This window comes from Variovorax sp. 278MFTsu5.1 (genome assembly GCF_048305045.1).
Taxonomy (GTDB): domain Bacteria; phylum Pseudomonadota; class Gammaproteobacteria; order Burkholderiales; family Burkholderiaceae_C; genus Variovorax; species Variovorax guangxiensis.
Genome location: NZ_CP157622.1, coordinates 991,198 through 1,015,180, shown reverse-complemented (window position 1 = coordinate 1,015,180; position 23,983 = coordinate 991,198). Strand labels below are relative to the sequence as shown.

Genomic DNA, 23,983 nt, shown 5'->3' with positions numbered 1-23,983 from the left:
ATCGTGGTTGCTTGTTTGTTCCAGATTGTGCCCATGTCAGATACTTCCAGTGCCGCCTCCACGGCCGCCGCCACCCTCAAGAGCCTGCCCACGGACATGGAGCTGGTGCTCAAGGTCATTCCGATGCCGGCGGACTGCAACGCCAACGGCGACATCTTCGGCGGCTGGGTCATGGCCCAGTGCGACCTGGCCGGCTCCGTCATCCCCGCGCGCTACGCCAAGGGCCGGCAGGCCACGGTGGCGGTCAACGAGTTCATCTTCAAGCAGCCGGTGCGCCTGGGCGACATCCTGTCGTTCTATTCGAAGCTGGTGCGCATCGGCCGCACGTCGGTCACGGTCATGGTCGAAGTCTTCGCCGAGCGCTTCCGCGCCCAGGGCGAGTACATCAAGGTGACGCAGGCCACCTTCACCTACGTGGCCATCGACGACAACGGCCGTCCGAGGCCGATCGAGAAACCGGACGCCTGATTCGCGGCTGAAGGAGCCGGACAGCCGAACGCAAAGGGCGCGAAGGTTTCGCGAAGGACGCGAAAGAAAAACCAGATTTCTTTGGATTTCTTCTGCGATCTCTGCGGAACCTTCGCGCCCTCTGCGTTCGGCTGTCCGCTCCCCCGAAACCTCAAACCCCAGGGTCGCGCACTCGCTCGAAGCGTTCGAACTCGCGGTTGACCCACCGCCCGTCGCGCCGCTCCACACGGCGGATGTACACCGTCTGCACGATGTCGCGCGTGTGGGCGTCAATCTCGACCGGGCCGCGCGGGCTCTCCAGCTTCAGCCCGCGGAACGCATCCACCAGCCGCTCTCCGCCCGCGTTGCCGCGTGCGGCCGGCGAGGTCATCGCGGCGTCGATGGCCTCCAGCGCGTCGTGCGCCGCGACCGCGAAATAGCCGGGCCGCAGATGGCTGCCGTATTCGGTCTCGAAGACGCCGGTGAAGCGCCGGTTGGCCGGCGAGTCGTGGGCGAAGGAATAGTGGTGGCTGGTGACAAGGCCGTCGGCCAGCTCGCCGATGCCTTCCAGGTAGTGGTCGTCGGTGGCGTCGCCCGTGGCCAGCAGGCGGATGCCGGTGTCGGCCATGCCCCGGTCGCGCCAGAACTTGAGGAAGGTGGCCGGCATCTGCCCCGAAGGCAGGAAGAAGAACACCGCCTGCGGCTTCAGTTCGCGCAGCCGCAGCATGTAGGCCGAGTAGTCCAGCGTGGCCAGCGGCACCCGCAGCATCGCGCCGATGCGGCCGCCGCCCGCGGTGAAGCCCGAGACGAAGGCGCTCTCGGCATCGACGCCCGAGGCGTAGTCGGCCACCACGGTGCAGACGTCGCGCAGCCCCTGCTGCAGCGCCCATCGGGCCAAAGGCATCGTGACCTGCCCGATGGTGAATGACACGCGTACCGCATACGGGCAGCGCGCCGTGATGCCCGAGGACGCCGCGTTCATCACGATCAGCGGCAGCCTGGCCTGCGTGGCGACGTTGCCGACGGCATAGGCGTTGGAACTGAAGTCCAGGCCCGCGAGCAGTTCGACGCGCTCGCTTTCCACGAGGTCGAGCGCCTGGCGGCGGGCCTGGTCGGGCGCACTGCCCGGCACGTCGCGCCGCAGCAGTTCGACCGGCCTTCCGGCGATGTGCTGGTTGTGCGCCGCGAGCCACACGGACATGCCGGCATCGAACTGCCGGCCGCCGCCCGCGTAAGGGCCGGACCATGAACCGATGACGCCGATGCGCAGCGGCCGGATGCGCGCCAAGGCCAGCGAGGGGGCGGCCAGGGTGCCGGCCAGCAAACCTAAAGTACGCCTGCGCGAGATGCCGAATGCTACTTTTTCAGTAGCATCATTTGCCCGGTGGACGGGCGTCTTGAGCGTTCTTGTCTCCGAGGCTTGCACGCAGGACAGTGTAAGCGTGCAAGCCCCGGAAGGCGCTTCCGACCCTTGTCAGACCTTGGAGAAATCCGGCTTGCGTTTCTCCATGAAGGCGCTGAACGCCTCCCGCGCAGCCGGTTCGCGCAGCATGCGCCCGAAGCTCGCGCCCTCCTCGCCCATGCGCTCCAGCACGGCGGGCATCTGGCCCTTCTTCAGCAGGCGCTTGGTTTCCACCAGCGCGCTCAGCGGCTTGGCCGCCAGCTTGCGGGCCTGCGCCTGGGCGATGGCGTTCGCCTCGGTCGGCGGCACCACGCGGTTGACCAGGCCCACTTCGAGCGCAGCCTCGGCCATGAAGGGTTCGCCCAGCAGCAGCGCCTCGGCGGCGCGGTGGTAGCCCAGCATCTGCGGCACCAGCAGGCTCGAAGCCGCCTCGGGGCACAGGCCGAGGTTCACGAAGGGCATCGAGAAGGCGGCGTTGTCGCCCGCGTAGACGAGGTCGCAGTGGAACAGCATCGTGGTGCCGATGCCGACGGCCGGACCGCACACCGAAGCGACGAGCGGCTTGGGAAAGGTCGCGATGCCCCGAAGGAAGCGGAACACCGGCGATTCCTGCGTGGCCGGCGGTGCATTGAGGAAGTCGCCGATGTCGTTGCCCGCGCTGAAGATCGTCGGGTCGCCCTGGATCAGCACGCAGCGCACGGCCGCATCGGTTTCCGCCGTGGCCAGCGCGTCGGCCAGTTCGGCGTACATGCCGCTGGTGATCGAGTTCTTCTTGTCGACGCGGTTGAAGGTGATGGTCATCACACCGGCTTCGGTGTGGACGAGGATGTCGCTCATAAAAAGATCCTTGAATGAAACGGGTGGTGCCGCCCTCAGGCGGCGTCGAGTGCTTCGCGTACGAAATCCAGCCGGTCCTGGCCCCAGAACATTTCGTCGCCGACGAACATGGTGGGCGCGCCGAACACGCCTCGCTCCACGGCTTCCTGGGTGACGGCCTTGAGCCGGTCCTTGGTTTCCTGCGCACCGGCCAGCGCGAGCAGCGCGGGCGCGTCGAAGCCCGCATTCTGCAAGACGGCGCCGACGATCGCCGGGTCGTTCATGTTCCGGGGCTCCACCCACATCGCGTGGTAGACCGCGTCCACATACGCGCCGAAGCGCTCGGGCTCCTTCATCTGGATGCCGGTGGCGCCGCGCATCAGCAGCAGCGTGTTGATCGGGAAGTGCGGGTTGTGCGCGAAGGGCACGCCGTAGCGCCTTGCAAAGCGCTGGAGGTCCGTCGTCATGTACGGTCCCTTGGGCTTGATCTCGGCCGGCGAATGGTTGCCGGTGGCCTGGAACACGCCGCCGAGCAGCATGGGCTTCCACACCAGCTGCGCGCCGGTGTCGGCGCACACGTGTGGGAGCTGCGTCGCGGCCAGGTAGGCGGCAGGGCTGCCGAAGTCGAAATAGAAGTCGACGGATTTCGTCATTGCTCTTGTCTCCTTCCTGGAATACTTCAGAACTTCTCGGACCACGGGCGCAGGTCGAGCTCGTGCGTCCAGGCGTCGCGCGGCTGCGAATGCAGCATCCAGTAGCTGTCGGCGATGTGGTCGGGGTTCAGGATGCCGTCGCTTTCCTTCAGCGCGTAGCGCTCGGGGAAGTTGCTGCGGATGAATTCGGTGTCGATGGCCCCGTCGACCACCACGTGCGCGACGTGAATGCCCTGCGGTCCGAGCTCGCGCGCCATCGATTGGGCCAACGCGCGCAGCGCCATCTTGGCGCCGGAGAAGGCGCCGAAGTTGGCGCCGCCGCGCAGCGAGGCCGTGGCGCCGGTGAAGATGATCGTGCCGCGATGGCCGCTCCTGGGCATCTCGCGCGCCACCATGCGTTTGGCCACCTCGCGCCCGTTGAGGAAGCCCGAGAAGCAGGCCATCTCCCACACCTTGAAGTACTTGCGCGCTGTTTCGGTGAGGATGCTCTCGGGCACGTTGGCGCCGATGTTGAACACCATCACCTCGATGGGCCCGATGGTCGATTCGATCTGCTCGACGAGCGCGACCACTTCCTCTTCCTTGCGCGCGTCGCATGCGAAGGCGTGCGCGCGGCCGCCGTCGGCCTCGATCTGCGCGACCAGCGGCTGCAGCTTGTCGAGGCTGCGCCGCGTGACGCAGGTGGCGAAACCTTCGCGCGCGAAGCGGCGGGCGATGGCGCCGCCGGTGGCGTCGCCGGCGCCGACGATGAGTGCGGCTTTCTGCAGGGCGGCCATGTCGCTATTCCTTGTAGTAGACGATCTGGTTCGAGGTGGCGAGCAGCACGCCCTTCTCGCTCCACAGATGCGCCGTCTGGTCGAAGAAGCCGTTGAAGAACTGCTGGCCCGCGGCGCGGCCCAGCAGGTAGCCGGTGCCGACTTCCGCGAACTGCTGCGGCCCGGCATGGAAGTAGGTGGTGATCGACACCGTGCCCGCCGGCACGTGCTTCGCGCGGCGCAGCCACACGCGCGGATAGAACATGTCGCTCATCGCGGCCAGCGATGCGAAGTCCAGCGGCCTGGGCTCGGCGTCGCGCAGCCAGATGCGGGTTTCGCTGTGGCTCAGGCTCTCGTCCCACTTCGCGGGAATGCCGCCGCTGAAGGGGCGCATCTCGTACTGCTTGATCCACGCCACGCCCGAGGGGCCGATGCTCATGCGCTCGACCGTCTCGGGCCTGGGCGATTCGGGCATCGGCATGTCGCTCTCGCCCCATGTCTCGCGGCGCGCGGCGGTCACCACGGTGGCGGTGGTCGTCATGTTGGGCGCCCCGCTGGCGCCGGCCTGCGTGATCTGCACCGTCCAGTGCTGCGTGGAGCGGTTGGTGCGCACGGCCGTGGCCTGGATGTCGAAGGCGCCGGCTTCGAGCGCCGCCGCGTAGTTGACCGTGATCGCGATGGGCGTGCCCAGCACGTCGGGGTGCTGCATCACCGACTGCAGCGCGAGCGCCGCGGTGGTGCCGCCGAAGGGCCCGACCATGTTCCAGTAGTCGGGGCTGGTCATGCCGGTGAAGTGTCCCACGCGGATGTCGCTGTGGTGGATCTTCAGGGCCTTGTCGAAGGGGTGCGTGCTCGTCGTCATGGCGGCAGTGTGCCTCCGGTGGCCGGCGTCACGCAGTCGTGTGCGGGACGTTGGCGTGCTGCACCGCAGTACGGTCCGTCAATGCGGCGAGCCGGTTCAGCTTGTCCACCGTGCTCGGCCAGAGGCTCTGGCTGAACTGCTCGCGGAAGAAGCCGAAATGGCCGATGCGGCGCGCCTGCACGTCGGCCGGCGCGATGCGTTCGATGGCGCTCGGCGCCCCGGCATAGAGGCTCACGAGGCTGTTGGTGCCGGCGAGCGTCATGAGCTCGTCGTCGGTCATCGACAGCGCGAGCACCGGAAAGCGCACGCGGTTGTAGCTGCGCGCGGCGAGTTCGCCCTCGGCGCCGACGCTGTAGCGCGGGTTGAGGCACCAGCGCCGCCACTGCAGGATCACGCCGCGCGGCAGATCGCCCACCTTCCTGAGCTTGCGGCCCGGGAAGTAGCCGAACAGCCGCGTGACCAGCGGCACCAGCACGAACCAGAAGTAGAGGATGGTGCGCTTGAGCTTGGGCGCGTTCTCGCGCCAGTAGCCGCTGCCGGCCGCGATGCTCACGAGGCCGTCGACCTGCTCGGGCCGCTGCAGGAAGCCCGGCAGCTGCGCGCCGAGGCTGTGTCCCAGCAGGTAGAGCGGCGCACCGGGCGCCGCGGCCTTGGCGGCATCGATCACCGCTTCGTAGTCGCGCGCCCAGTCGAACAGGTCGGCATCGACCTCGCGCAGCGGAAGGTTGCCGCGCGAGTCGCCCGAGCCCCGGTAGTCGAAGGTCCAGACGCGCAGGCCCTGCTGCGAGAGCCATTGCGCGAAGGGTTCGTAGAAGGACTGGCGCACGCCCATCGCGCCGCCGATCACCACGCTCGCGCGCGGCGTGCCGGCGGGTTCGTAGCGGCGCACCGCCAGTTGCTGGGCGCCGCCGTCGACCGGAAGCTGCTGCGTAAGCATGAAGCTGTCTCCTTCGTTGTGCCGGCACTCGTCGCGGTGCCTTGCGCGTCGTCTATCAGACGCGTTCAAAGATCCCTGCGGCGCCCTGGCCCATGCCCACGCACATCGTGACCATGCCGTACTTCAGGTTCTCGCGGCGCAGCGCGTGCACCACGGTGGCCGAGCGGATGGCGCCGGTGGCGCCCAGCGGATGGCCCAGCGCGATCGCGCCGCCCATCGGGTTGACCTTCGACGCGTCGAGCCCCAGCGTGTTGATGACGGCCAGCGACTGCGCCGCGAAGGCTTCGTTGAGCTCGTACCAGTCGATGTCCTCGTGCTTCAGGCCGGCATAGCGCAGCGCGGCGGGAATGGCCTCGATCGGGCCGATGCCCATGATGTGCGGCGGCACGCCCTTGCTGGCGAAGCTCACGAAGCGCGCGAGCGGCGTCAGGCCGAACTGCTTCACCGCCTTCTCGCTGGCCAGGATGAGCGCACCGGCGCCGTCCGAGGTCTGCGAACTGTTGCCGGCCGTCACGGTGCCGCGCGCGGCGAACACGGTGCGCAGCTTGGCCAGGCCTTCGAGGCTGGTGTCGGGGCGCGCACCTTCGTCGAGATTGACCGTGCGGGTCCTGGCGATGGATTCGCCGGTCTCCAGGTTCGGCGTGCGATCGGTCACCTCGATGGGCGTGATCTCGTCGGCGAACTTGCCGGCCTGCTGCGCGGCCAGCGCCTTCTGGTGCGAGGCGAGAGCGAACTCGTCCTGCGCCTCGCGGCTCACCTTCCACTGCTGCGCAACCTTCTCGGCCGTGAGGCCCATGCCGTAGGCTATGCCCACGTCGCCTTCGCGTTCGAAGATGGCCGGCGACAGCGAGGGCGAGTTGCCCATCATCGGCACCATGCTCATGCTCTCGACGCCGGCCGCGATCATCACGTCGGCCTCGCCCACGCGGATGCGGTCGGCGGCCATCTGCACGGCCGACAGGCCCGAGGCGCAGAAGCGGTTGACGGTGATGCCGCCCACGCTGGTCGGCAAGCCGGCCAGCACCACGCCGATGCGCGCGACGTTCAGGCCCTGCTGCGATTCGGGAATCGCGCAGCCGCAGATGATGTCTTCGATGGCCTTCGGGTCGAGGCTCGGCACCGCCGCCAGCGCGGCGCGCAGCGTGGTGGCCAGCAGGTCGTCGGGACGGTAGTTGCGGAAGTAGCCCCGGTGCGATTTGCCGATGGGGGTGCGGGTGGCGGAGACGATGTAGGCGTCTTGTACTTGCTTGCTCATGAAATCTGTCCTTAGTTGCGCACTGGCTTGCCGGTGCTGAGCATCCCCATGATCCGCTCCTGCGTCTTGGGATGCACGATGAGCGAGCAGAACGCCTTGCGCTCCAGCGTCATCAGGTATTCCTCGGTCACGAGCGAGCCCGCATCCACGTCTCCACCGGTGACCACGTTGGCGATCAGGCTGGCGATGTGGAAGTCGTGCGCGCTGATGAAGCCGCCGTCGCGCATGTTCACGAGCTGGCCCTTGATGGTGGCGGCGCCGCTGCGGCCGGCCACGCGGAAAGTACGGCGCAGCGGCGGGCGGTAGCCGGCGTCGGCCATGGCCTTGGCCTGCTGCAGGGCCACATACAGCAGCTCGTCCTTGTTCGGCACGATCACGTCGCTGTCGAGCAGGTAGCCCAGCTTCTTCGAGTCGAGCGCGCCGGTGCCCACCTTCGCCATCGCGGCGGCGGTGAAGCCTTCGGTGAGGAAGGGCAGCAGGTCGGTGCCGGTGGAGGCCGAGGCGTTCTCGGCCGCGCGGCGAGCGATGTAGGTCAGGCCGCCCGCGCCGGGGATCAGGCCCACGCCCACTTCGACCAGGCCGATGTAGCTTTCCATCGCGGCAACGCGTTTGGCCGAGTGGATGGCCAGTTCGCAGCCGCCGCCCAGCGCCATGCCGCGCACGGCCGAGATCACCGGCACGTTGGCGTAGCGGATCTTGAGCATCACGTTCTGCAGCTCTTCTTCCGCGCCCTCGACCGCGCCGATGCCAGCGACCACGAAGGCCGGCAGCATCGCCTGCAGGTCGGCGCCGACCGAGAACACCTCGTCGGGCGACCAGATCACCAGGCCCTTGTACTCGGCCTCGGCCAGGTCGACCGCGGCGCCCAGCGCCTCGGCCACGTCGGGGCTGATGGCGTGCATCTTCGAATGGATGCTGGCGATGAGCACCTCGCCGTCGATCGTCCACACGCGCACGTCGCCTTCGTCGCTGATAGTGGTGCCGGCGGTGTTGGCGTCGGCTGCATTCGCGCCGAGCACGCTCTCGGAGAAGAGCTGACGGTCATGCACCGGCAGGCGGCGCTGCGGCACGAACTTGTTCTGCGACGCGCTCCAGGAGCCCTCGGGCGTGTGCACGCCGCCGGCCTCGGCCACCGGGCCTTCGAACACCCACTTGGGCAGCGGTGCGCTGCTCAGCGCCTTGCCGGCGTCGATGTCTTCCTGCACCCACTTGGCGACCTGCGCCCAGCCGGCCTCCTGCCAGAGCTCGAAGGGGCCCTGCTTCATGCCGAAGCCCCAGCGCATCGCGAAGTCGATGTCGCGCGCGCTCTCGGCGATGTCGCCCAGGTGCACGGCCGCGTAGTGGAAGCCGTCGCGCAGGATGGCCCAGAGGAACTGGCCCTGCGGTCCTTCGCTCTCGCGCAGCAGCTTCAGGCGCTCGCCTGCGGGCTTCTTGAGCATGCGGCCGTACACCTCGTCGGCCTTGGCACCGGCGGGCACGTACTCGCCGCTCTTCAGGTCGAAGCGCAGGATGTCGCGGCCGGCTTTCTTGAAGAAGCCGGCCTTGGTCTTCTGGCCAAGGTTGCCCAGCTCCAGCAGCTTGGCGAGCACGGGCGGCGTCGCGAAGTTGGCGTAGAACGGGTCGGTCTCGGCATTGAGGTTGTCCTGCAGCGTCTTCACGACGTGGGCCATGGTGTCCAGCCCCACCACGTCGGCGGTGCGGAAGGTGCCCGAGCTCGCGCGGCCCAGCTTCTTGCCGGTCAGGTCGTCCACCACGTCGGGCGTGAGGCCGAACTTCTCGACTTCCTTCAGCGTTGCCAGCATGCCGGCGATGCCGACGCGGTTGGCGATGAAGTTGGGCGTGTCGTGCGCGCGCACCACGCCCTTGCCCAGCGTGCTGGTGACGAAGGCTTCGAGGTCGTCGAGCACCTGCGGCTCGGTGGTGGGCGTGTTGATCAGCTCCACCAGGAACATGTAGCGCGGCGGGTTGAAGAAGTGGATGCCGCAGAAGCGCGGCTTCAGCGCCTCGGGCAGCGCCTCGCTGAGCCTGGTGATCGACAGGCCCGAGGTGTTGGAGGCCAGGATCGCGTGCCTGGCGACGTGCGGCGCGATCTTCTTGTACAGATCGAGCTTCCAGTCCATGCGCTCGGCGATGGCCTCGATGACGAGGTCGCACTCGGCGAGCTTGTCGAGGTTGTCGTCGTAGTTGGCCTGCTCGATCAGGCCGGCGTCGGCCACGTCGCCGAGCGGCGCGGGCTTGAGCTTCTTGAGGTTGTCGACGGCGCGCGTGACGATGCCGTTCTTCGGGCCTTCCTTGGCCGCCAGGTCGAACAGCACGACAGGCACGCGCACGTTGACGAGGTGGGCCGCGATCTGCGCGCCCATCACGCCGGCGCCGAGCACGGCGACCTTCTTCACTTGAAATCGGGACATGTTGATTGCTATGTGTTGTGGGAAACCGTGCGCCGCTTACTGCACGCGGTTCCAGGTTTGGGTGCGCCAGAAGGGGCCGAGATAGCCGCGCACTTCCAGCTTCTTGCCGCCGTCTACAGGCGTGAAGCTCGCGCGGTATTCCTTGCCGTTCTCGGGGTCGAGGATCTTTCCGCCTTCCCAGACGTCCTTGCCCTCGGCCTTCTTGCCGCCGCGGATGATCTCCAGGCCCGCGATGGGCTTGCCCTTGCGGTCGTCGCTGCATTCCTCGCAGACCGCGTCGGGCTTGGTGTCCTTCTTCAGCGACTTCTCGATGCGCCCGAGCAGGGCACCGTTGGCTTCTGCGATGCGGATCTCGGCCTTGACCTCGCCGGTCTTGTCGTCGACGTTGCGCCACAGGCCCACCGGCGTGACGCCCGCGCCTTGCGCCATGGCGGAGGCGGCGGTGACGGTGAACAGGACGGCTGCAAGCGTTGCTTTCATGAGCGGCTCCAGGTTGGGTGTCGGTTGAGGAAGGACTCTCGGCTTCAGGCCAGTGCGGCTTCGGTGTCCATCAGCACCTTGCTGCCGGCGCGCGCGGTGCGCATCAGCGTCGCGGTCTCGGGGAACAGCTTGGCGAAGTAGAAACGCGCGGTCTGCAGCTTGCCGACGTAGAAGGGGTCGGTGTTGCCGGCGGCGATCTCGCGCAGCGCGACCTGCGCCATGCGGGCGAACAGGTAGCCGAACACGAAGTGGCCGGCCACGCGCAGGTAGTCGACGGCGGCGGCGCCCACTTCGTCGGGGTTCTGGAAACCCTTGAAGCCGATCTCGGTCGTGAACTTGGTGAGCTGGTCGCCCAGGCCGGCGATCGGGTTGATGAACTCGGCCATCTTCTCGTTCACGCCCTCTTCCTCCACCAGCTTCGCGACGAGCTTGCCGAACTTCTTGAGCGACGCGCCGTTGTTGCCCAGCACCTTGCGGCCCAGCAGGTCCAGCGACTGGATGGTGTTGGTGCCTTCATAGATCATGTTGATGCGGTTGTCGCGCACGAACTGCTCCATGCCCCATTCCTTGATGAAGCCGTGGCCGCCGAACACCTGCATGCAGGCGTTGGTGGAGATGTGGCCGTTGTCGGTGATGAAGGCCTTGACGATGGGGGTCAGCAGCGCGACCAGTTCGCCGGAGTCCTTGCGCACCTTCTCGTCGGGGTGGTTGTGTTCCTTGTCGAGCAGCAGCGTGCAGAAGATCTGCAGCGCGCGGCCGCCTTCGGCATAGGCCTTGGCCGTGAGCAGCATCTTGCGCACGTCGGGGTGCACGATGATGGGGTCGGCTTCCTTGTCCTTGGCCTTCACGCCCGAGAGCGAACGCATCTGGATGCGGTCCTTGGCGTAGGCCAGCGCGTTCTGGTAGGCCACTTCCGTCAGGCCCAGCGACTGGTTGCCCACGCCCAGGCGGGCGGCGTTCATCATCACGAACATCGCGGCCAGGCCCTTGTTGGGCTCGCCAACCAGGGTGCCGGTGGCGCCCTCGATCACGATCTGCGCGGTGGCGTTGCCGTGGATGCCCATCTTGTGCTCCAGGCCGGCGCAGAAGATCGGGTTGCGCTCGCCCAGCGAGCCGTCGGCCTTGACCTTGAACTTCGGCACCACGAACAGGCTGATGCCCTTGCTGCCCTTGGGCGCGTCGGGAAGGCGTGCCAGCACCAGGTGGATGATGTTGCTGGTCATGTCGTGCTCGCCGGCCGAGATGAAGATCTTGTTGCCGGTGATGCGGTAGGTGCCGTCGGGCTGCGGCTCGGCCTTGGTGCGCAGCAGGCCCAGGTCGGTGCCGCAGTGCGGCTCGGTCAGGCACATGGTGCCGGTCCATTCGCCGCTGGTGAGCTTGGGCAGGTAGGTCTTCTTCTGCTCGTCGGTGCCGTGGGCGGCGAGCGCCTCGTAGGCGCCGTGCGAGAGGCCGGGGTACATGGTCCAGGCCTGGTTGGCGCTGTTGAGCATCTCGAACAGGCACTGGTTCACCACGAAGGGCAGGCCCTGGCCGCCGAAGGCCGGGTCGCACGACAGCGCGGGCCAGCCGCCTTCGACGTACTTGGCGTAGGCGTCCTTGAAGCCCTTGGGGGTCTTCACTTCATGCGTGGTCTTGTCGAGCGTGCAGCCTTCCTCGTCGCCGCTGATGTTGAGCGGGAAGGTCACTTCGGCGGCGAACTTGCCGGCCTCCTCGATCACCGCGTTGATGGTGTCGGCGTCGGTCTCGGCGTGGGCCGGAAGCGCCTTGAGCTCCTCGGCGACGTTGAGCACTTCGTGCAGCACGAACTGCATGTCGCGTACGGGGGGGTTGTAGGTAGGCATCCGGAACTCTCCTGGTCGAAGCTAGATAGAAAAAAGAAAAGGGAAAACGGAACGGGCCGCGCGCGGGTCAGCGCACGGTCTTGAGGCGGCGCGATGCGGCTGCGGGTGCGGCGGCCGCTTCGGGCTTGGGCGCGTCGGGCGTGGCGGCGCGCGCGAGGATGTTGTCGAAGCCGACGTTGGCGCGGCCGATGGAGCCGGGCACCTGCAGGAAGCGGGCTTCGTAGTGCAGCGCGAGGATCAGGCCGTGGATCTCGAACGCCAGCTGGCGCTCGTCGGCGTCGGCGCGCAGGTGGCCTTCGCTCTGCGACTGCACGATGGCGCGCAGCACGGCCGCCTGCCAGATGCTGACCGACTCGACCAGCGCATCGCGCACCGGGCCCGGGCGGTCGTCGAATTCGGAGGCGCCGCTGATATAGATGCAGCCCGAGTCGATCTCGGTCGAGGTGCGCTTCATCCAGTTGGCGAACATGGCGCGCAGGCGCGGCAGGCCGCGCGGCGCCTTCAGCGCGGGGAAGAACACTTCCTGCTCGAAGCGCGCGTGGTATTCGCGCACCACCGAGATCTGGAGCTCCTCGCGCGAGCCGAAGTGGGCGAAGACGCCCGACTTGCTCATCTTGGTGATTTCGGCCACGGCGCCGATCGACAGCCCTTCGAGGCCGATCTGCGCGGCCAGCGCCAGCGCCGCGTCGACGATGACGGCCTTGGTCTGCTGCCCTTTCTGGGCGGCGCGCGCGGGCTTGGCGGGAACGGCGGTTGCGGTCATCGTGGAATTTCCATGCAAAAACGAACGGTCGTTCTATTTTGCAGGCCTTTCCATCCGAGGCCGCGAATTGACCTTCAGTTGTTGAAGGTTAATCGAGGCGGATCGGACCGCCATCGGGTCCGTCCCGCATCTCTCTCATGCTTTCAGGCCGGCTCAGAACTCCTGCGACACCGGCCGCAGCACGACCTCGTTGATGTCCACGTCGGCCGGCTGCTCCACCGCGTAGACCACGGCACGCGCCACCGAATCGGCCGGGATCTGGTTGGCCTCGTAAAAGGCCTTCACGCCGGCGGCGCTCTCGGCGTCGGTGCTGCCGTGCTTGAGCTCCGACTCCACCGCGCCGGGCGACACGATGGTCACGCGCACGCCGCTGTTGCCCACTTCGACGCGCAGGCCCTCGGAAATGGCGCGCACCGCGTGCTTGGTGGCGCTGTAGACGGTGCCGATGGGCGTGAACACCTTCAGCCCGGCAATGGACGCCACGTTGACGATGTGCCCGCTGCCCTGCGCCTGCATGCGCGGCAGCACAGCGGCGATGCCGTAGAGCACGCCCTTGATGTTGACGTCGATGGTGCGGTCCCACTCGTCGACCTTGAGCTTGTGGATGGGCGACAGCGGCATCACGCCCGCGTTGTTGACCAGCACGTCGATGCGGCCAAAGGCGTCGACGGTGGCCTGGGCGAGCTTCTCGAGGTCGGCGCGCTTCGCCACGTCGGTGGCCACGGCGATGGCTTCGCCGCCGGCTTCGCGAATCTCGGCGACGAGCTTTTCGAGCCGGTCGGTGCGGCGCGCCGCCAGCACCACCTTGGCGCCGCGCGCGGCCAGGTGGCGCGCGGTCGACTCGCCGAGCCCGCTGCTCGCGCCGGTGACGATGGCGACCTTGCCCTTGATGTTGTCTTGAACGGATGTCATGGAGAAGTTCCTTTCGGGAGGTGTTGAAGAAGCGTTGAAGAAGTGCATGCAGTGTGGAAAATCCACGCATTCCAGTAAATGAAACTCTGGCGACTTCAGAATTCCCATTCGAGGAACACTCCATGTCCAATCGCCTCGAGGCGCTGCGCGTCTTCTTCACCGCTGCCGACGCCTCCAACTTCCGCGAGGCGGCCGTGCGCCTTTCGGTGTCGCCGCAGGTGGTGACGCGCGCGGTGCGCGAGCTCGAGGAGGAACTGGGCGAGCCGCTCTTCCACCGCAGCACGCGCGGCGTGCAGCTCACCGATTTCGGCCGGCAGCTCGCGCAGCGTGCGCGTGCCGCGGTGGGCGGCGTCGATGCGCTGTTCCACCGCACCGACCGGCGCGCGCTCTCGCAGCACGCGGGCACGGTGCGCGTGACGGCGCCGAACGTTTTCGGCCGCCGGCTGATCCCGCAAGCGCTCGCGCCGATGCTGGCCGCGCATCCCGGCCTGGTGCTCGATCTGCGGCTGTCGGAGAGCCATGCCGACGTGGTCGACGAGCAGATCGACGTCGGCGTGCGCGCGGGCCCCATCCGCGATGCGCGCTTCGTCGCCCGCACGGTCGGCAGGATGCGTCTCTACGTGGTGGCGGCGCCCGCGCTCATCGAGCGCACCGGCATTCCGCAGAGCCTCGATGCGCTGCCGGGCTTTCCACTCACTGCGCTGATGGACCGCAGCTCGGGCCGCCCATGGTCGTGGTTCTTCAGCAAGGGGCGGCAGGTGCCGATCGCCGCGCCCGCGTTCGTCACCGACGACGTCGATGCCGAATGCGCGGCAGTGCGCGCGGGCCTGGGCTTCGGCCAGCTCGTGGCCCCGCTGGCCGAGCCCCTGCTGCAATCGGGCGAACTCGTGGAGGTGCTGGAGGCCGAGGCACCCGAGCCCTGGCCGATCCACGTCTACCGCTCGCAGCGCGCACCGGTGCCGGCGCGCGTGCGGCTGGTGTACGACGAGCTGATCCGCGTGCTGCGCTGAGGCGGCTACCGGCTACTCGTACTTGCGGCCTTCGCGCATCAGCTCGGGCGTGCCGATCACTTCGTTGAGCGCGTCGAAGTCCAGCATCTGCGCCCGCCAGGGCTGCGTGGTGCGGTGCCGGTGCAGGCTCGCGTAGTAGCCCTGCAGCGTGTGCACCACCGCGCGCGCCGTGCCGCCGGGGAAGATGGCGATGCGAAAGCCGTGGCGCTGCAGCGCATCGGCGTCCTGGATGGGCGTCTTGCCGCCTTCGACCATGTTGGCCAGGAGCGGCACGCGATGCGCGAAGCGGCCGCAGGCGGCATCCATCTGCTCGGGCGAGCGCAGCGCCTCGATGAACAGGGCGTCCACGCCGCATTCGAGGTACGCCTCGGCGCGGTCGAGCGCAGCCTCCAGCCCCTCGACTGCCACCGCGTCGGTGCGCGCGAGGATCAGCGTGTCGCTGGAAGCGCGCGCGTCCAGCGCGGCCTTGAGCTTGCCGACCATCTCGCGCTCGGGCACCACGGCCTTGCCGTCGAGATGCCCGCAGCGCTTGGGAAAGGTCTGGTCCTCGATCTGCACCATCGCCGCGCCTGCGCGCTCGAAGCCGCGCACGGTGCGCTGCGTGTTCAGCGCGTTGCCGAAGCCGGTGTCGGCATCGACGATCACCGGCAGGTCCACCCGCTCGGTGATGTGTGCCAGCGTGTCGGCCACTTCGGTGAAGGTGGTCAGGCCGATGTCGGAGCGGCCCAGCCGGGTGTAGGCGATGGAGGCGCCCGACAGGTAGAGCGCCTCGAAGCCGGCCTGCTCGGCCACCAGCGCGCTCAGCGCGTCGTACACGCCGGGCGCCAGCACGATGTCGTTGCGCGCGAGCCGGGTCTTGAAGTCATGGGTCGTCATGCGGACGCCTCCTTGTGTCCAACGAGTGCGGCGGCGGTGCGCGCCGCGATGTAGCCGCCGGCGACGGCGCTCAGCAGGCCGTTGCCGGAGAGATAGCCCCACACCGCGTCCCCCGACACGCCGCCGGCCGCACCACCTGCGGCCAGCAGGTTGGGCAGCGGCGTGCCGTCCTGGCGCAGCACGCGCATGTCGGGCGCGGTGTCGAGGCCGCCCTGGGTGTGGAAGAGCGCGCCGGTCACCTTGACGGCGAAGTACGGCGCTTCGAGCCCGCGCGCGAACACGCGGCCATCGGGCGCGGCTGCGTCGCGCAACGCGTCAAGAGTGGCCTGCAGCACAGGGGCCTCGCAGCCGATGCATTCGGCCAGCGCGGCCACCGAGTCGCAGCGGCGCAGCGCGCCGGCGGCCTCGGCCTCGCAGAAATCGGGGAAGCCGCGCGCCAGCGCGAGCAGCGGCGTGTCGAACACGTTCCAGGCGATGCCGCCCGACTGCGCGAGCACGTGCACCACGGCCTCGGAGTAGCCCTGGGTCTCGTCGTGGAAGCGGCGGCCTTCGCAGTTGAGCTGCACGCCGCCTTCCATCATCACGGCCCAAGACATCAGCGCACCCTGCGGCGTGACCCACGAGCCGTGGCCCTGGTAGCCGCCCAGGTCGCGCAGCCGTGCGCCCAGCGCAGTTCCCCAGAGGATCGCGCTGCCGTCGTTGCCCACGTGCCCGCCGAAGGCGGCCCCGCCCATCTCGGGCAGCAGCGTGCGAACCATCTGCGGGTTGCCGCCGAAGCCGTTGCATGCCAGCAGCAGCGCGTCGCAGCCCAGCGTCTCGCGCCGGCCGTCGGGGCGCAGGTAGTCGATGCCGATCACGCGGTCTTGATCGTCGAGCACCAGCGTGTCGACCACGGCCTGCGTCAGCACGGGGATGCCCGCCGCCTCCACTGCCGCCAGCAGCGCCGCCATGAGCGCGGCGCCGGTCTTCTGCGGCAGCGAATGCATGCGGTGCACGCTGTGCCCGGGATAGAGAAAGCCGTCGAGCAGCATCCACTCGAGGCCGTGGCGCGCCTGAAGCGCATCGAGCGCGGGGCCGATGGCGCCGGCATACGCCTCGACCAGCGCAGGCGCAGCGCGGCCGTGCGCCTTGGCCTGGATGTCGGCCGCGAAGCGCCCGGCGCTGTCGCCGGCCACTCCGTGCTCGCGCTGCGTGCGCGTGCCAGGTGCGGGAATGAAGCCCGACGAGAGCGCGGTCGATCCGCTCGGCAGCGCATCGCGCTCCAGCACCACGCAGTCCACGCCCGCGTCGGCCAGCATCAGCGCTGCAGTGAGCCCGCAGGCTCCGCCGCCGACGATGGCCACCGGCACGTGCACATCTACTTGCACTTGTGCGGCACGCCGGAGCTTTCTTTCGGGACCGCTCATGCCAGCGACGCGATGAAAGCTGCGCAGTCCGTCACTTCGGCCACGTTGCGCATGTCGGCCAGCGAGGTGTCGTGGCGCTCCTGGCCGAAGGCCGCGCAGCCGTCGCCGAGCACCAGGGTGCGGTAGTCGCGCATGTGCGCATCGCGCACCGTGCTGGCCACGCCGCCGTTGGTGACGATGCCGCATACGGCCACGGTGTCGATGCCCGCACGGCGCAGCACCCAGTCGAGCTGCGTGTTGAAGAAGGCCGAGTAGGCGACCTTGCTGACGGTGACGTCGACCAGGCCCGCCAGTGCATCGACGTTGGCCTGGCCCCAGCTGCCGGGCGCGAAGTCGCCCCTGGCCAGGTACGGACGCAGCGCCTTCAGGTGCGGCGAGATCATCGGCTCGCCCTTCGCGTCGGGCCACAGGGTGAACTGGCTCGCCACGACCAGTCCGCCGCCCGCCTTCAGCGCGCGCGCGACGCCGGCCACGCGTTCCGGCAGCAGCAGCGCGGGCGGGTTGGCGTCGCCGCCGCGCGCGTAGGCACCCTTGGGGTCGAGGAAGTCGTTCTGCAGGTCGATGACGACCAGCGCCGTCTTCGCCGGAAGGATCTTCGCGCCGACGCTCATGACGGCCTCACCAGCAGGTTGCCGTATGCATCGACCTCGGCATGGAAGCCGGGCTCCAGCCACACGGTGGTGTCGGCCTGCTCGAGGATGGCCGGCCCGTCGATGCGTGCGGCCACCGGCAGTTCGAGCCGCGCGTAGCGCAGCGCGTCGTGCCACTGCCCCTGGTGGAAAACGCGCTGCGTGCCCACCGGCGCGGTGCTGCCCTCGCCTTCGGGCGCCAGCACCTTCAGGTCGAACTTGGGGCGCACGCCGATGCGCGCATAGCGCAGGTTCATCACGCGGATCGCGATGCCGTCGAGCACGCGGCCGAAGGCTGCGGTGTAGGCGGCCTCGAACGCCGAGCGGATCGACCCGGCCGTGAGCGGCGCCTGGCCGGCATCGGGCAGCACCACCGGCAGCGTGTGCGTCTGGCCGGCGTAGAGCATGTCGAGCGCGACCACCTCGCGCACCTCGTCGAAGCGCACGCCCGACGAATCGAGCCGCTGCTGGCAGCTGGCGGCCAGTTCGTCGATGCGCTGGCGAAGGTCGGCCACGTCCAGATCGGCCAGCGCCTTGTTGATGGTCTGCACCGCGTCGTGGCGCATGTCGGCGATCACGCAGCCCAGCGCCGAGGTCACGCCGGGGTAGCGCGGCACGATGCCGGTGGCCACGCCCACCTCGCGCATCATCGCGCACACGTGCAGGGCGCCGCCGCCGCCGAAGGGCATGTACGCGAAGCGGCGCGGATCGTGCCCGCGCTCGATCGACACCAGGCGGATCGCGCCGGCCATGCGCGCATTGGCCACGGTGAGGATGGCTTCGGCGGCCGCATGCACGTCGAGCCCCAGCGGACGCGCGACGTGTTCCTCGATGGCCTGGTGCGACTTCTGCGCGTCCAGCGCCGCCAGCAGGCCGCCGCCCAGCGGACGGTCCGCCGCGATGCGCCCGAGCAGCACGTTCGCATCGGTCACCGTGGGCCGCGTGTTGCCGCGCCCGTAGCAGGCGGGCCCCGGCACGCTGCCCGCCGACTCGGGGCCGACCTGCAGCATGCCGCTCGCGTCCACCGACGCGATGGAGCCGCCGCCGGCGCCGATGGTCTCGATCTGGATCATCGGCGAGCGGATCACCATGCCGAACTCGATGGCGGTCTGCGCGGCCAGCGCGGCCTCGCCGTTGGCCACCAGAGACACGTCGAAGGACGTGCCCCCCATGTCCCCGGTGATCGCATTCGGGAAACCGGCGGCGCGCGCGATGGCCGCGCAGGCGATGACGCCGGCCGCCGGCCCCGACAGCGCGGTGCGCACCGGCAGGTCGCTCGCGGTCTGGCGCGACATCACGCCGCCGTTGCTCTGCACCACCAGCAACTCGCCGCCGAAGCCCTGCGCGCGCAGGTCGCCTTCGAGGCGGCCGAGGTAGCTGCCCACCACCGGCTGCAGCGCGGCATTGAGCGTGGCGGTGGAGCAGCGCTCGAACTCGCGGATCTCGGGCAGCACCTCGCTGGCCGAGGTGACGTGCGGGTTGGGCCACAGCTCGCGCACGGCCGCCACTGCGAGGCGCTCGTTCTCGGCGTTGGCGTAGGTGTTGATGAAGAACACGCACACGGCCTCGCAGCCGGCTTCCAGCAGAGCGCGCGCCTCGGCGCGCACCTGCTGCAGGTCGACCGGGGTGTGCAGCGTGCCGTCGGCCAGCGTGCGCTCGTCCACCTCGCGGCGCAGGTCGCGCGGCACGACGGGCAGGAAGCTTCCACGCAGGCCCCAGGTTTGCGGGCGGTCGCGGCGGCGCATCTCGAGCACGTCGCGAAAGCCCCGCGTGGTGATGATGCCGGTGCGCGCCACCTTGCGCTCCAGCAGCGCGTTGGTTCCCACCGTGGTGCCGTGCACGATGGTGGCGATGGCGGCGGCCGAATCCGCCACGCGCGCGACGCCGTTCATGAAGCCGCGCGCTTCCTCGCCGCGCGTGGAAGGCACCTTGACGATGCGCGCGCTGCCGTTGGCTTCGTCCAGCACGAAGAGGTCAGTGAAGGTGCCGCCGACGTCGACGCCGACGACGAGGGAATTGCCAGGAGAGGTCATTCGGATGCTTTCTTCGTCTTGTCGCTGCTCACATAGCCCATGGCCGCGTCGGCCTCGCGCTGCGCAGGGGTCCGCTCGGCCGCGGGGCCCCAGCCGCCGCCGCCGGGGGTTTCGAGGCGCACGCGCTCGCCGCGCGCCAGCGCGATGCCGCGCATCTTCGACACCATGGGGGGCGTGTGCCATTGGCCGGCGTTCTCGTAGCGGAACACGTTGAGCGCGCCCGCCCCTCCGCCCGCGATGCCCTTGGGCGGCGAGGTGCCGCGCTCGCCGAAGACGAACACCTCGGCGTCCTTCTCGAGCAACTCGATCTCGTACACGGCGCCCAGTCCGCCGCGATGCCGGCCGTCGCCGCCGGAGTCGGGGCGAAGCGACCATTCGGTGAAGCGCACCGGGTACGCGGCCTCGAGGATCTCCAGCGGCGGGATCGTCGCGGTCGAGATGGGCGCGTTGCCGTGCGCGAGGCCGTCGCCGTCGGAGTGGCCGCCGTGCCCGCCGCCGAAGAAGCTGAACATCACCCAGCGCTGGCCTTCGCGGCCCTTGTCGCTGCGGTGGCCCGCGATCGACAGCGCGTTGATGGTGCCGTAGGCCTGGGCCACGGCGCGCGCGGGGTCGGCCTGCGCGGCGGCGCTGAAGATCACGTCGATCATGCGCAGGATGGTCTCGGTGTAGCCACCCACCGGGCGCGGGCGCTCGGCGCTGATCACCAGCCGCGCGGGAATGACGAAATCCACCGCGTCGAGCACGCCGGCATTGGCCGGCACGTCGGGAAACAGGTGCTTGAGCGCCACGTAGCACGCGGCCACCGCGGTGGCGCGCGAGATGTTCACCGGGCCCGCGCACTGCGCCGAGGTGCGGGAGAAGTCCAGCGTGAGCCGGTCGCCAGCCACCGTCATGTCGAGCGCGATGGTCAGCGGCTCGTTGACGATGCCGTCGTTGTCCAGCACGTCCTCGACGCTGTAGCGGCCGTCGGGCAGCGAGGCGATGTGCGAGCGCATCAGGCGCAGCGCGCGGCCGCGCAGCTCGCCCAGCGCGTCGAGCACCAGCTCGTCGCCGTACTCGTCGAGCAGGCCGTCCAGGCGCTTCGCGCCCAGCCCCAGCGCCGCGAGCTGGCCGTTCAGGTCGCCCCACAGGCTGTCGGGCAGGCGCGTGTTGGCCTGCAGGATGGCCAGCACGTCGGCGTCGAGCACGCCGTTGCGCACGATGCGCACCGGCGGTATCTGCACCGCCTCCTGCCAGCACTCGGTGGCCGCGGGGTTGTAGTTGCCCGGCACCGCGCCGCCCACATCGTGCCAGTGCGCGGCGGAGGCCATGTGGCAGTAGAGCCTGCCGTTGCGGAAGAAGGGCTTCACCAGCTTGAAGTCGTTGGCGTGCGTGCCGCCGTCGTAGGCGTCGTTGCTGATCCAGATGTCGCCGTCCTTCATGCCGCCGCGCGGCTCGGCCGCCTTGACCGTGGCGCGCACGGCGAAGGCCATGGCGCCCACGAAGACCGGCAGGCCCGACTTGCCCTGCACCAGCGTGTCGCCGGTGGCGGCGTCGTACAGGCCGTGGCAGGCGTCGTGCGCCTCGGCAATGATGGGATTGAACGCGCTGCGGTAGAGCGTGGCGTCCATCTCGTCGGCCACCTGTTCGAGGCGGCCGCGCAGCACGGCGAGCGTGACGGGGTCGATGGTTGTGGTGGAGGAAGTCTCAGGCATCGGTGGCTTTCTTCGAGGCGGGGCGGCCAGTACGCTGGCGCAGCTGGTTCAGCAGTCCGCCGGCGCGGACCATGTCCATGAGGAACCCGGGCACCGGTTCGCAGGCCAGCGGCCTGCCGTCCGGTCCGATGACTCCGGGCAGCGTGGCGTCGAGCGCGATCCGGTCGCCCTCGGCCAGGGTCTCGGCCTGCGCGCAGGTCAGCAGCAGCAAGCCCACGTTGAAGGCGTTGCGGAAGTACAGGCCGCTGTACGAAGGCGCGATCACCGCGCTCACGCCCAGGTGGACGAGCACCGCGGCGGCCTGCTCCCGCGAGGAGCCGATGCCGAAGTTGGGGCCGGCCACGATCACGTCGCCGCGCTGCACGCCGGCGGCGAAATCGGGGCGCACGGCTTCGAGGCAGTGCCTGGCGATGATGTCGATGCCGTGCTTCATGGCATGGCCCGGCGCGAGCAGGTCGGTGTCGATGTCGGCACCGAGGCGCCAGACGCGGTGGGTGGCGTGCGTAGCGTCCGTGGTGTTCGCGGCGTTCATGCCAGCACCTCCCGCGGATCGGTCACGCGGCCGCGCAGCGCCGCGGCCGCCACGGTGTAGGGCGAGCCCAGGTACACCTGCGCGGTGGGCGAGCCCATGCGGCCCTTGAAGTTGCGCGCCGTGGTCGAGATGACGGTGATGTCGTCGCCCATCGGATCGCCGTAGCCCGAGCAGGCTCCGCACGCGGTCGGAAAGAGTTCCGCGCCCGCCTCCATCAGCACCTGCAGCACGCCTTCATCGCGCGCGCGCTCCTGGTCCTGGATGCTCGCGGGCGCGACGATCAGCCGCACACCCGCTGCCACCTTGTGCCCGCGCAGCACCTGCGCCGCCGCCCGCAGGTCGTCGAGCTTGGCGCCGGTGCATGCGCCGATGTAGGCCACGTCGACCGGCGTGCCGGCGTAGTGGCTCACCCCGCGCGAGTTGGCTGGGCTGTGCGGCGCGGCCACGTGCGGTTCGAGCGCAGCCGCGTCGAAGCGGTAGCGCGTGAGTTCGGCGCCGTCGTCGGTGAACCACGCCGACATGTGGGCCGGCGGCGCGCCGGCCTCGGCGAGGAAGGCGGCGGTGGTGTCGTCCGGCGCGATCAGGCCGGCCTGCGCGCCGAGCTCCGCGCTCATGTTCGACAGCGTCATACGCTCCTGCATCGACAGCGCAGCCACCGCGGGCCCGGCGAACTCCACCGCCTGGTAGCGCCCGCCGTTCATGCCGAAGCGGCCGATCATGTGCAGCATCATGTCCTTGGCGGTGACGCCTGCGGGCAGCGCGCCGTCCCACCACATCTGGAGGGTCTCGGGCACGCGCAGCCAGATCTCGCCGGTGACCACCACGCCCAGCATCTCGGTGCTGCCCACGCCGAACATGTAGGCGCCGAAGGCACCGCCCGTGGGCGAGTGCGAGTCGCCACCCACGCACAGCATGCCGGGGCGGATGTGCCCGTGCTGCGGCACCACCACGTGGCAGATGCCCTGGCTGTCGTACACGTGCGGCAGCGCCTGCTCGCGCGCCCATTCGCGTGCGATGCGCACGATGCGGCGCGAGTCGTCGTCGCGCTCGGGCACGTAGTGGTCCATCACCAGCACGATGCGCGAGGGGTCCCAGATCTGCGCACCCAGCTCCTCGAGCATGGGCTTGAGCCGGCGCGGACCCGAGGAGTCGTGGAACATGGCCAGGTCGACGCCGCAGGTCACGATCTCGCCCACCGCCACGTGCTCGCGGCCGCTGGCGCGCGCGATGAGCTTCTGCGCGAGCGTCTGCGGCCGGGCTTGCCCGGCCCGGGTTGCGGCCACCTGTGCGCGGGTTGCTGCGGGCGTGCTCATTCGGGCTTGGCTCCGGAGAACTTCACCACCTTGGCCCAGCGCGGGATCTCGCTCTGCACGAAGGCCGTGAACTGCTCGGGCGAGTTGCCGACCGGTATGGCGCCCTCGGTGTCCAGGCGCTTGAGCATGTCGGGCTGCTGCAGCGCATGGCGAGCCGCATCGCTGAGCTTGCGCGCCACGTCCGCCGGCAGGCGCGCCGGTCCGAACAGGCCGAACCATGCGCTCGATTCGTAGCCCGGCAGGGCCTCGGCGATGGCCGGCACGTCGGGGAACGCGGGCAGTCGTTTGGCCGTGGTGACGCCCAGCGCCTTGAGCTTGCCGGCCTGGATGTGCGCCTTGACATTGCCCACGGCCGCGAACATCAGCTGCACCTGGCCGGCCAGCAGGTCCTGCACCGCGGGCGCGGTTCCCTTGTACGGGATGTTCACGATGTCCACGCCCGACTGCATCTTGAAGGCCTCGCCCGCCATGTGCAGCGACGAGCCCACCGCGCCGATCGCGAAGTTGAGCTGGCCCGGCCTGGCCTTGGCGAGCGCGACGAGTTCCTTCACGTCCTTCGCCGGCAGCGAAGGGTTGGCCACCAGGATCGACGGCGAGGTCGCGACGCAGGTGAGCGCGGTGAAGTCCTTCACCGGATCGAAGGGCAGCGACGGATACAGCGTGGCGTTGATGGCATGGCTGGTGAAGCTCATCAGCAGCGTGTTGCCATCGGGTGCGGCCTTGGCGACGGCGTCGGCGGCGATGTTGCCGCCGGCGCCGGGCTTGTTCTCGACGATCACGGTGCGGCCCAGCGCGGGGCCCATGCTGACGGCGAGCGAGCGGGCCAGCGTATCGGTCGAGCCGCCCGCCGGCGCGCCGACGAGGATGCGCACCGGCGCATTGCCGAGCTGCGCCCGGGCAGCGGCGGCGAAGGCCAGCGCGGCGGGTGCGATGAGGATGTCGCGGCGATGGATCAT

General features: G+C 69.4%; 22 protein-coding genes. 2 read left to right on the top strand and 20 right to left on the bottom strand.

Annotated features, from left to right (window positions below):
* Window positions 1-33 precede the first annotated feature (33 nt).
* Entirely contained in the window at window positions 34-468 is a 435-nt protein-coding gene (locus ABL844_RS04360; protein WP_126021529.1) for an acyl-CoA thioesterase, read from the top strand.
* Window positions 469-619: 151 nt separating this feature from the next.
* Here ABL844_RS04360 and ABL844_RS04355 read toward each other — a convergent pair whose 3' ends face one another.
* The 12 genes from ABL844_RS04355 to ABL844_RS04300 form a co-directional block, all read right to left on the bottom strand.
* Window positions 620-1,726, bottom strand: coding sequence for an ABC transporter substrate-binding protein (locus ABL844_RS04355; protein ID WP_418131875.1), 1,107 nt, complete (start codon window positions 1,724-1,726; stop codon window positions 620-622).
* Between the two features lie 195 nt (window positions 1,727-1,921).
* The gene (locus tag ABL844_RS04350; RefSeq protein WP_418119097.1) at window positions 1,922-2,686 is read right to left on the bottom strand and encodes an enoyl-CoA hydratase; all 765 of its coding nucleotides are present in this window, start codon (window positions 2,684-2,686) and stop codon (window positions 1,922-1,924) included.
* A gap of 35 nt (window positions 2,687-2,721) precedes the next feature.
* Window positions 2,722-3,318, bottom strand: a complete 597-nt coding sequence (locus tag ABL844_RS04345) for a 2-hydroxychromene-2-carboxylate isomerase (RefSeq protein ID WP_418130578.1) — start codon at window positions 3,316-3,318, stop codon at window positions 2,722-2,724.
* A 26-nt stretch (window positions 3,319-3,344) separates the two neighbouring features.
* The gene (locus ABL844_RS04340; RefSeq protein ID WP_369659684.1) at window positions 3,345-4,094 is read right to left on the bottom strand and encodes an SDR family oxidoreductase; all 750 of its coding nucleotides are present in this window, start codon (window positions 4,092-4,094) and stop codon (window positions 3,345-3,347) included.
* Between the two features lie 4 nt (window positions 4,095-4,098).
* Entirely contained in the window at window positions 4,099-4,935 is an 837-nt protein-coding gene (locus tag ABL844_RS04335) for an acyl-CoA thioesterase (protein ID WP_418130577.1), read from the bottom strand.
* 28 nt (window positions 4,936-4,963) lie between these two features.
* Window positions 4,964-5,872, bottom strand: coding sequence for an alpha/beta fold hydrolase (locus tag ABL844_RS04330; protein WP_418130576.1), 909 nt, complete (start codon window positions 5,870-5,872; stop codon window positions 4,964-4,966).
* Window positions 5,873-5,927: 55 nt separating this feature from the next.
* On the bottom strand, window positions 5,928-7,127 hold the full coding sequence (locus ABL844_RS04325) for an acetyl-CoA C-acyltransferase (protein WP_418130575.1): 1,200 nt from the start codon (window positions 7,125-7,127) through the stop codon (window positions 5,928-5,930).
* A gap of 11 nt (window positions 7,128-7,138) precedes the next feature.
* Complete coding sequence (locus ABL844_RS04320) at window positions 7,139-9,538, bottom strand: 3-hydroxyacyl-CoA dehydrogenase/enoyl-CoA hydratase family protein (RefSeq protein WP_418130574.1); 2,400 nt, start codon at window positions 9,536-9,538, stop codon at window positions 7,139-7,141.
* A gap of 36 nt (window positions 9,539-9,574) precedes the next feature.
* Window positions 9,575-10,018: a DUF2147 domain-containing protein gene (locus ABL844_RS04315; RefSeq protein ID WP_126021538.1), complete on the bottom strand. Its 444-nt coding sequence runs from the start codon at window positions 10,016-10,018 to the stop codon at window positions 9,575-9,577.
* Between the two features lie 44 nt (window positions 10,019-10,062).
* Window positions 10,063-11,859 carry an acyl-CoA dehydrogenase C-terminal domain-containing protein gene (locus ABL844_RS04310; protein ID WP_184634518.1) on the bottom strand — a complete coding sequence of 599 codons (1,797 nt, stop codon included), beginning with the start codon at window positions 11,857-11,859 and terminating at the stop codon, window positions 10,063-10,065.
* Between the two features lie 67 nt (window positions 11,860-11,926).
* Window positions 11,927-12,622 carry a TetR/AcrR family transcriptional regulator gene (locus tag ABL844_RS04305; RefSeq protein ID WP_184634516.1) on the bottom strand — a complete coding sequence of 232 codons (696 nt, stop codon included), beginning with the start codon at window positions 12,620-12,622 and terminating at the stop codon, window positions 11,927-11,929.
* Between the two features lie 153 nt (window positions 12,623-12,775).
* The gene (locus ABL844_RS04300) at window positions 12,776-13,534 is read right to left on the bottom strand and encodes an SDR family oxidoreductase (protein WP_418119089.1); all 759 of its coding nucleotides are present in this window, start codon (window positions 13,532-13,534) and stop codon (window positions 12,776-12,778) included.
* A 122-nt stretch (window positions 13,535-13,656) separates the two neighbouring features.
* Here ABL844_RS04300 and ABL844_RS04295 point away from each other — a divergent pair, with 122 nt between their 5' ends.
* The gene (locus tag ABL844_RS04295; RefSeq protein ID WP_418130573.1) at window positions 13,657-14,544 is read left to right on the top strand and encodes a LysR family transcriptional regulator; all 888 of its coding nucleotides are present in this window, start codon (window positions 13,657-13,659) and stop codon (window positions 14,542-14,544) included.
* A 12-nt stretch (window positions 14,545-14,556) separates the two neighbouring features.
* On the opposite strand, the gene ABL844_RS04290 is transcribed toward ABL844_RS04295, so the two are convergent.
* The 8 genes from ABL844_RS04290 to ABL844_RS04255 are packed head-to-tail and all read right to left on the bottom strand — an operon-like array spanning window position 14,557 to window position 23,980.
* On the bottom strand, window positions 14,557-15,420 hold the full coding sequence (locus ABL844_RS04290) for an isocitrate lyase/PEP mutase family protein (protein ID WP_418130572.1): 864 nt from the start codon (window positions 15,418-15,420) through the stop codon (window positions 14,557-14,559).
* Complete coding sequence (locus tag ABL844_RS04285) at window positions 15,417-16,826, bottom strand: FAD-dependent oxidoreductase (RefSeq protein WP_418130571.1); 1,410 nt, start codon at window positions 16,824-16,826, stop codon at window positions 15,417-15,419. Before ABL844_RS04285 ends, ABL844_RS04290 begins: the two co-directional genes overlap by 4 nt.
* Window positions 16,823-17,437 (bottom strand): cysteine hydrolase family protein, encoded by a 615-nt coding sequence (locus ABL844_RS04280; RefSeq protein WP_418130570.1) that lies wholly within the window; start codon window positions 17,435-17,437, stop codon window positions 16,823-16,825. The genes ABL844_RS04285 and ABL844_RS04280 overlap by 4 nt, the downstream gene beginning before the upstream one ends.
* Window positions 17,434-19,488: a hydantoinase/oxoprolinase family protein gene (locus ABL844_RS04275; RefSeq protein WP_418130569.1), complete on the bottom strand. Its 2,055-nt coding sequence runs from the start codon at window positions 19,486-19,488 to the stop codon at window positions 17,434-17,436. Before ABL844_RS04275 ends, ABL844_RS04280 begins: the two co-directional genes overlap by 4 nt.
* The gene (locus ABL844_RS04270; protein ID WP_418130568.1) at window positions 19,485-21,182 is read right to left on the bottom strand and encodes a hydantoinase B/oxoprolinase family protein; all 1,698 of its coding nucleotides are present in this window, start codon (window positions 21,180-21,182) and stop codon (window positions 19,485-19,487) included. Before ABL844_RS04270 ends, ABL844_RS04275 begins: the two co-directional genes overlap by 4 nt.
* A complete protein-coding gene (locus tag ABL844_RS04265; RefSeq protein ID WP_418130567.1) occupies window positions 21,175-21,714 on the bottom strand; it encodes a 3-isopropylmalate dehydratase in 540 nt (179 codons plus the stop codon). Before ABL844_RS04265 ends, ABL844_RS04270 begins: the two co-directional genes overlap by 8 nt.
* Complete coding sequence (locus ABL844_RS04260) at window positions 21,711-23,027, bottom strand: 3-isopropylmalate dehydratase large subunit (RefSeq protein ID WP_418130566.1); 1,317 nt, start codon at window positions 23,025-23,027, stop codon at window positions 21,711-21,713. Before ABL844_RS04260 ends, ABL844_RS04265 begins: the two co-directional genes overlap by 4 nt.
* Window positions 23,024-23,980 carry a tripartite tricarboxylate transporter substrate binding protein gene (locus ABL844_RS04255; protein ID WP_369662486.1) on the bottom strand — a complete coding sequence of 319 codons (957 nt, stop codon included), beginning with the start codon at window positions 23,978-23,980 and terminating at the stop codon, window positions 23,024-23,026. The genes ABL844_RS04260 and ABL844_RS04255 overlap by 4 nt, the downstream gene beginning before the upstream one ends.
* Window positions 23,981-23,983: the final 3 nt, after the last annotated feature.

Bases quoted from the DNA above. Each gene is read 5' to 3' on its own strand.
- ABL844_RS04360 (WP_126021529.1), top strand. From the start codon at position 34: ATGTCAGATACTTCCAGTGCCGCCTCCACGGCCGCCGCCACCCTCAAG.
- ABL844_RS04350 (WP_418119097.1), bottom strand. From the start codon at position 2,686: ATGAGCGACATCCTCGTCCACACCGAAGCCGGTGTGATGACCATCACC.
- ABL844_RS04345 (WP_418130578.1), bottom strand. From the start codon at position 3,318: ATGACGAAATCCGTCGACTTCTATTTCGACTTCGGCAGCCCTGCCGCC.
- ABL844_RS04340 (WP_369659684.1), bottom strand. From the start codon at position 4,094: ATGGCCGCCCTGCAGAAAGCCGCACTCATCGTCGGCGCCGGCGACGCC.
- ABL844_RS04335 (WP_418130577.1), bottom strand. From the start codon at position 4,935: ATGACGACGAGCACGCACCCCTTCGACAAGGCCCTGAAGATCCACCAC.
- ABL844_RS04330 (WP_418130576.1), bottom strand. From the start codon at position 5,872: ATGCTTACGCAGCAGCTTCCGGTCGACGGCGGCGCCCAGCAACTGGCG.
- ABL844_RS04325 (WP_418130575.1), bottom strand. From the start codon at position 7,127: ATGAGCAAGCAAGTACAAGACGCCTACATCGTCTCCGCCACCCGCACC.
- ABL844_RS04320 (WP_418130574.1), bottom strand. From the start codon at position 9,538: ATGTCCCGATTTCAAGTGAAGAAGGTCGCCGTGCTCGGCGCCGGCGTG.
- ABL844_RS04315 (WP_126021538.1), bottom strand. From the start codon at position 10,018: ATGAAAGCAACGCTTGCAGCCGTCCTGTTCACCGTCACCGCCGCCTCC.
- ABL844_RS04310 (WP_184634518.1), bottom strand. From the start codon at position 11,859: ATGCCTACCTACAACCCCCCCGTACGCGACATGCAGTTCGTGCTGCAC.
- ABL844_RS04305 (WP_184634516.1), bottom strand. From the start codon at position 12,622: ATGACCGCAACCGCCGTTCCCGCCAAGCCCGCGCGCGCCGCCCAGAAA.
- ABL844_RS04300 (WP_418119089.1), bottom strand. From the start codon at position 13,534: ATGACATCCGTTCAAGACAACATCAAGGGCAAGGTCGCCATCGTCACC.
- ABL844_RS04295 (WP_418130573.1), top strand. From the start codon at position 13,657: ATGTCCAATCGCCTCGAGGCGCTGCGCGTCTTCTTCACCGCTGCCGAC.
- ABL844_RS04290 (WP_418130572.1), bottom strand. From the start codon at position 15,420: ATGACGACCCATGACTTCAAGACCCGGCTCGCGCGCAACGACATCGTG.
- ABL844_RS04285 (WP_418130571.1), bottom strand. From the start codon at position 16,826: ATGAGCGGTCCCGAAAGAAAGCTCCGGCGTGCCGCACAAGTGCAAGTA.
- ABL844_RS04280 (WP_418130570.1), bottom strand. From the start codon at position 17,437: ATGAGCGTCGGCGCGAAGATCCTTCCGGCGAAGACGGCGCTGGTCGTC.
- ABL844_RS04275 (WP_418130569.1), bottom strand. From the start codon at position 19,488: ATGACCTCTCCTGGCAATTCCCTCGTCGTCGGCGTCGACGTCGGCGGC.
- ABL844_RS04270 (WP_418130568.1), bottom strand. From the start codon at position 21,182: ATGCCTGAGACTTCCTCCACCACAACCATCGACCCCGTCACGCTCGCC.
- ABL844_RS04265 (WP_418130567.1), bottom strand. From the start codon at position 21,714: ATGAACGCCGCGAACACCACGGACGCTACGCACGCCACCCACCGCGTC.
- ABL844_RS04260 (WP_418130566.1), bottom strand. From the start codon at position 23,027: ATGAGCACGCCCGCAGCAACCCGCGCACAGGTGGCCGCAACCCGGGCC.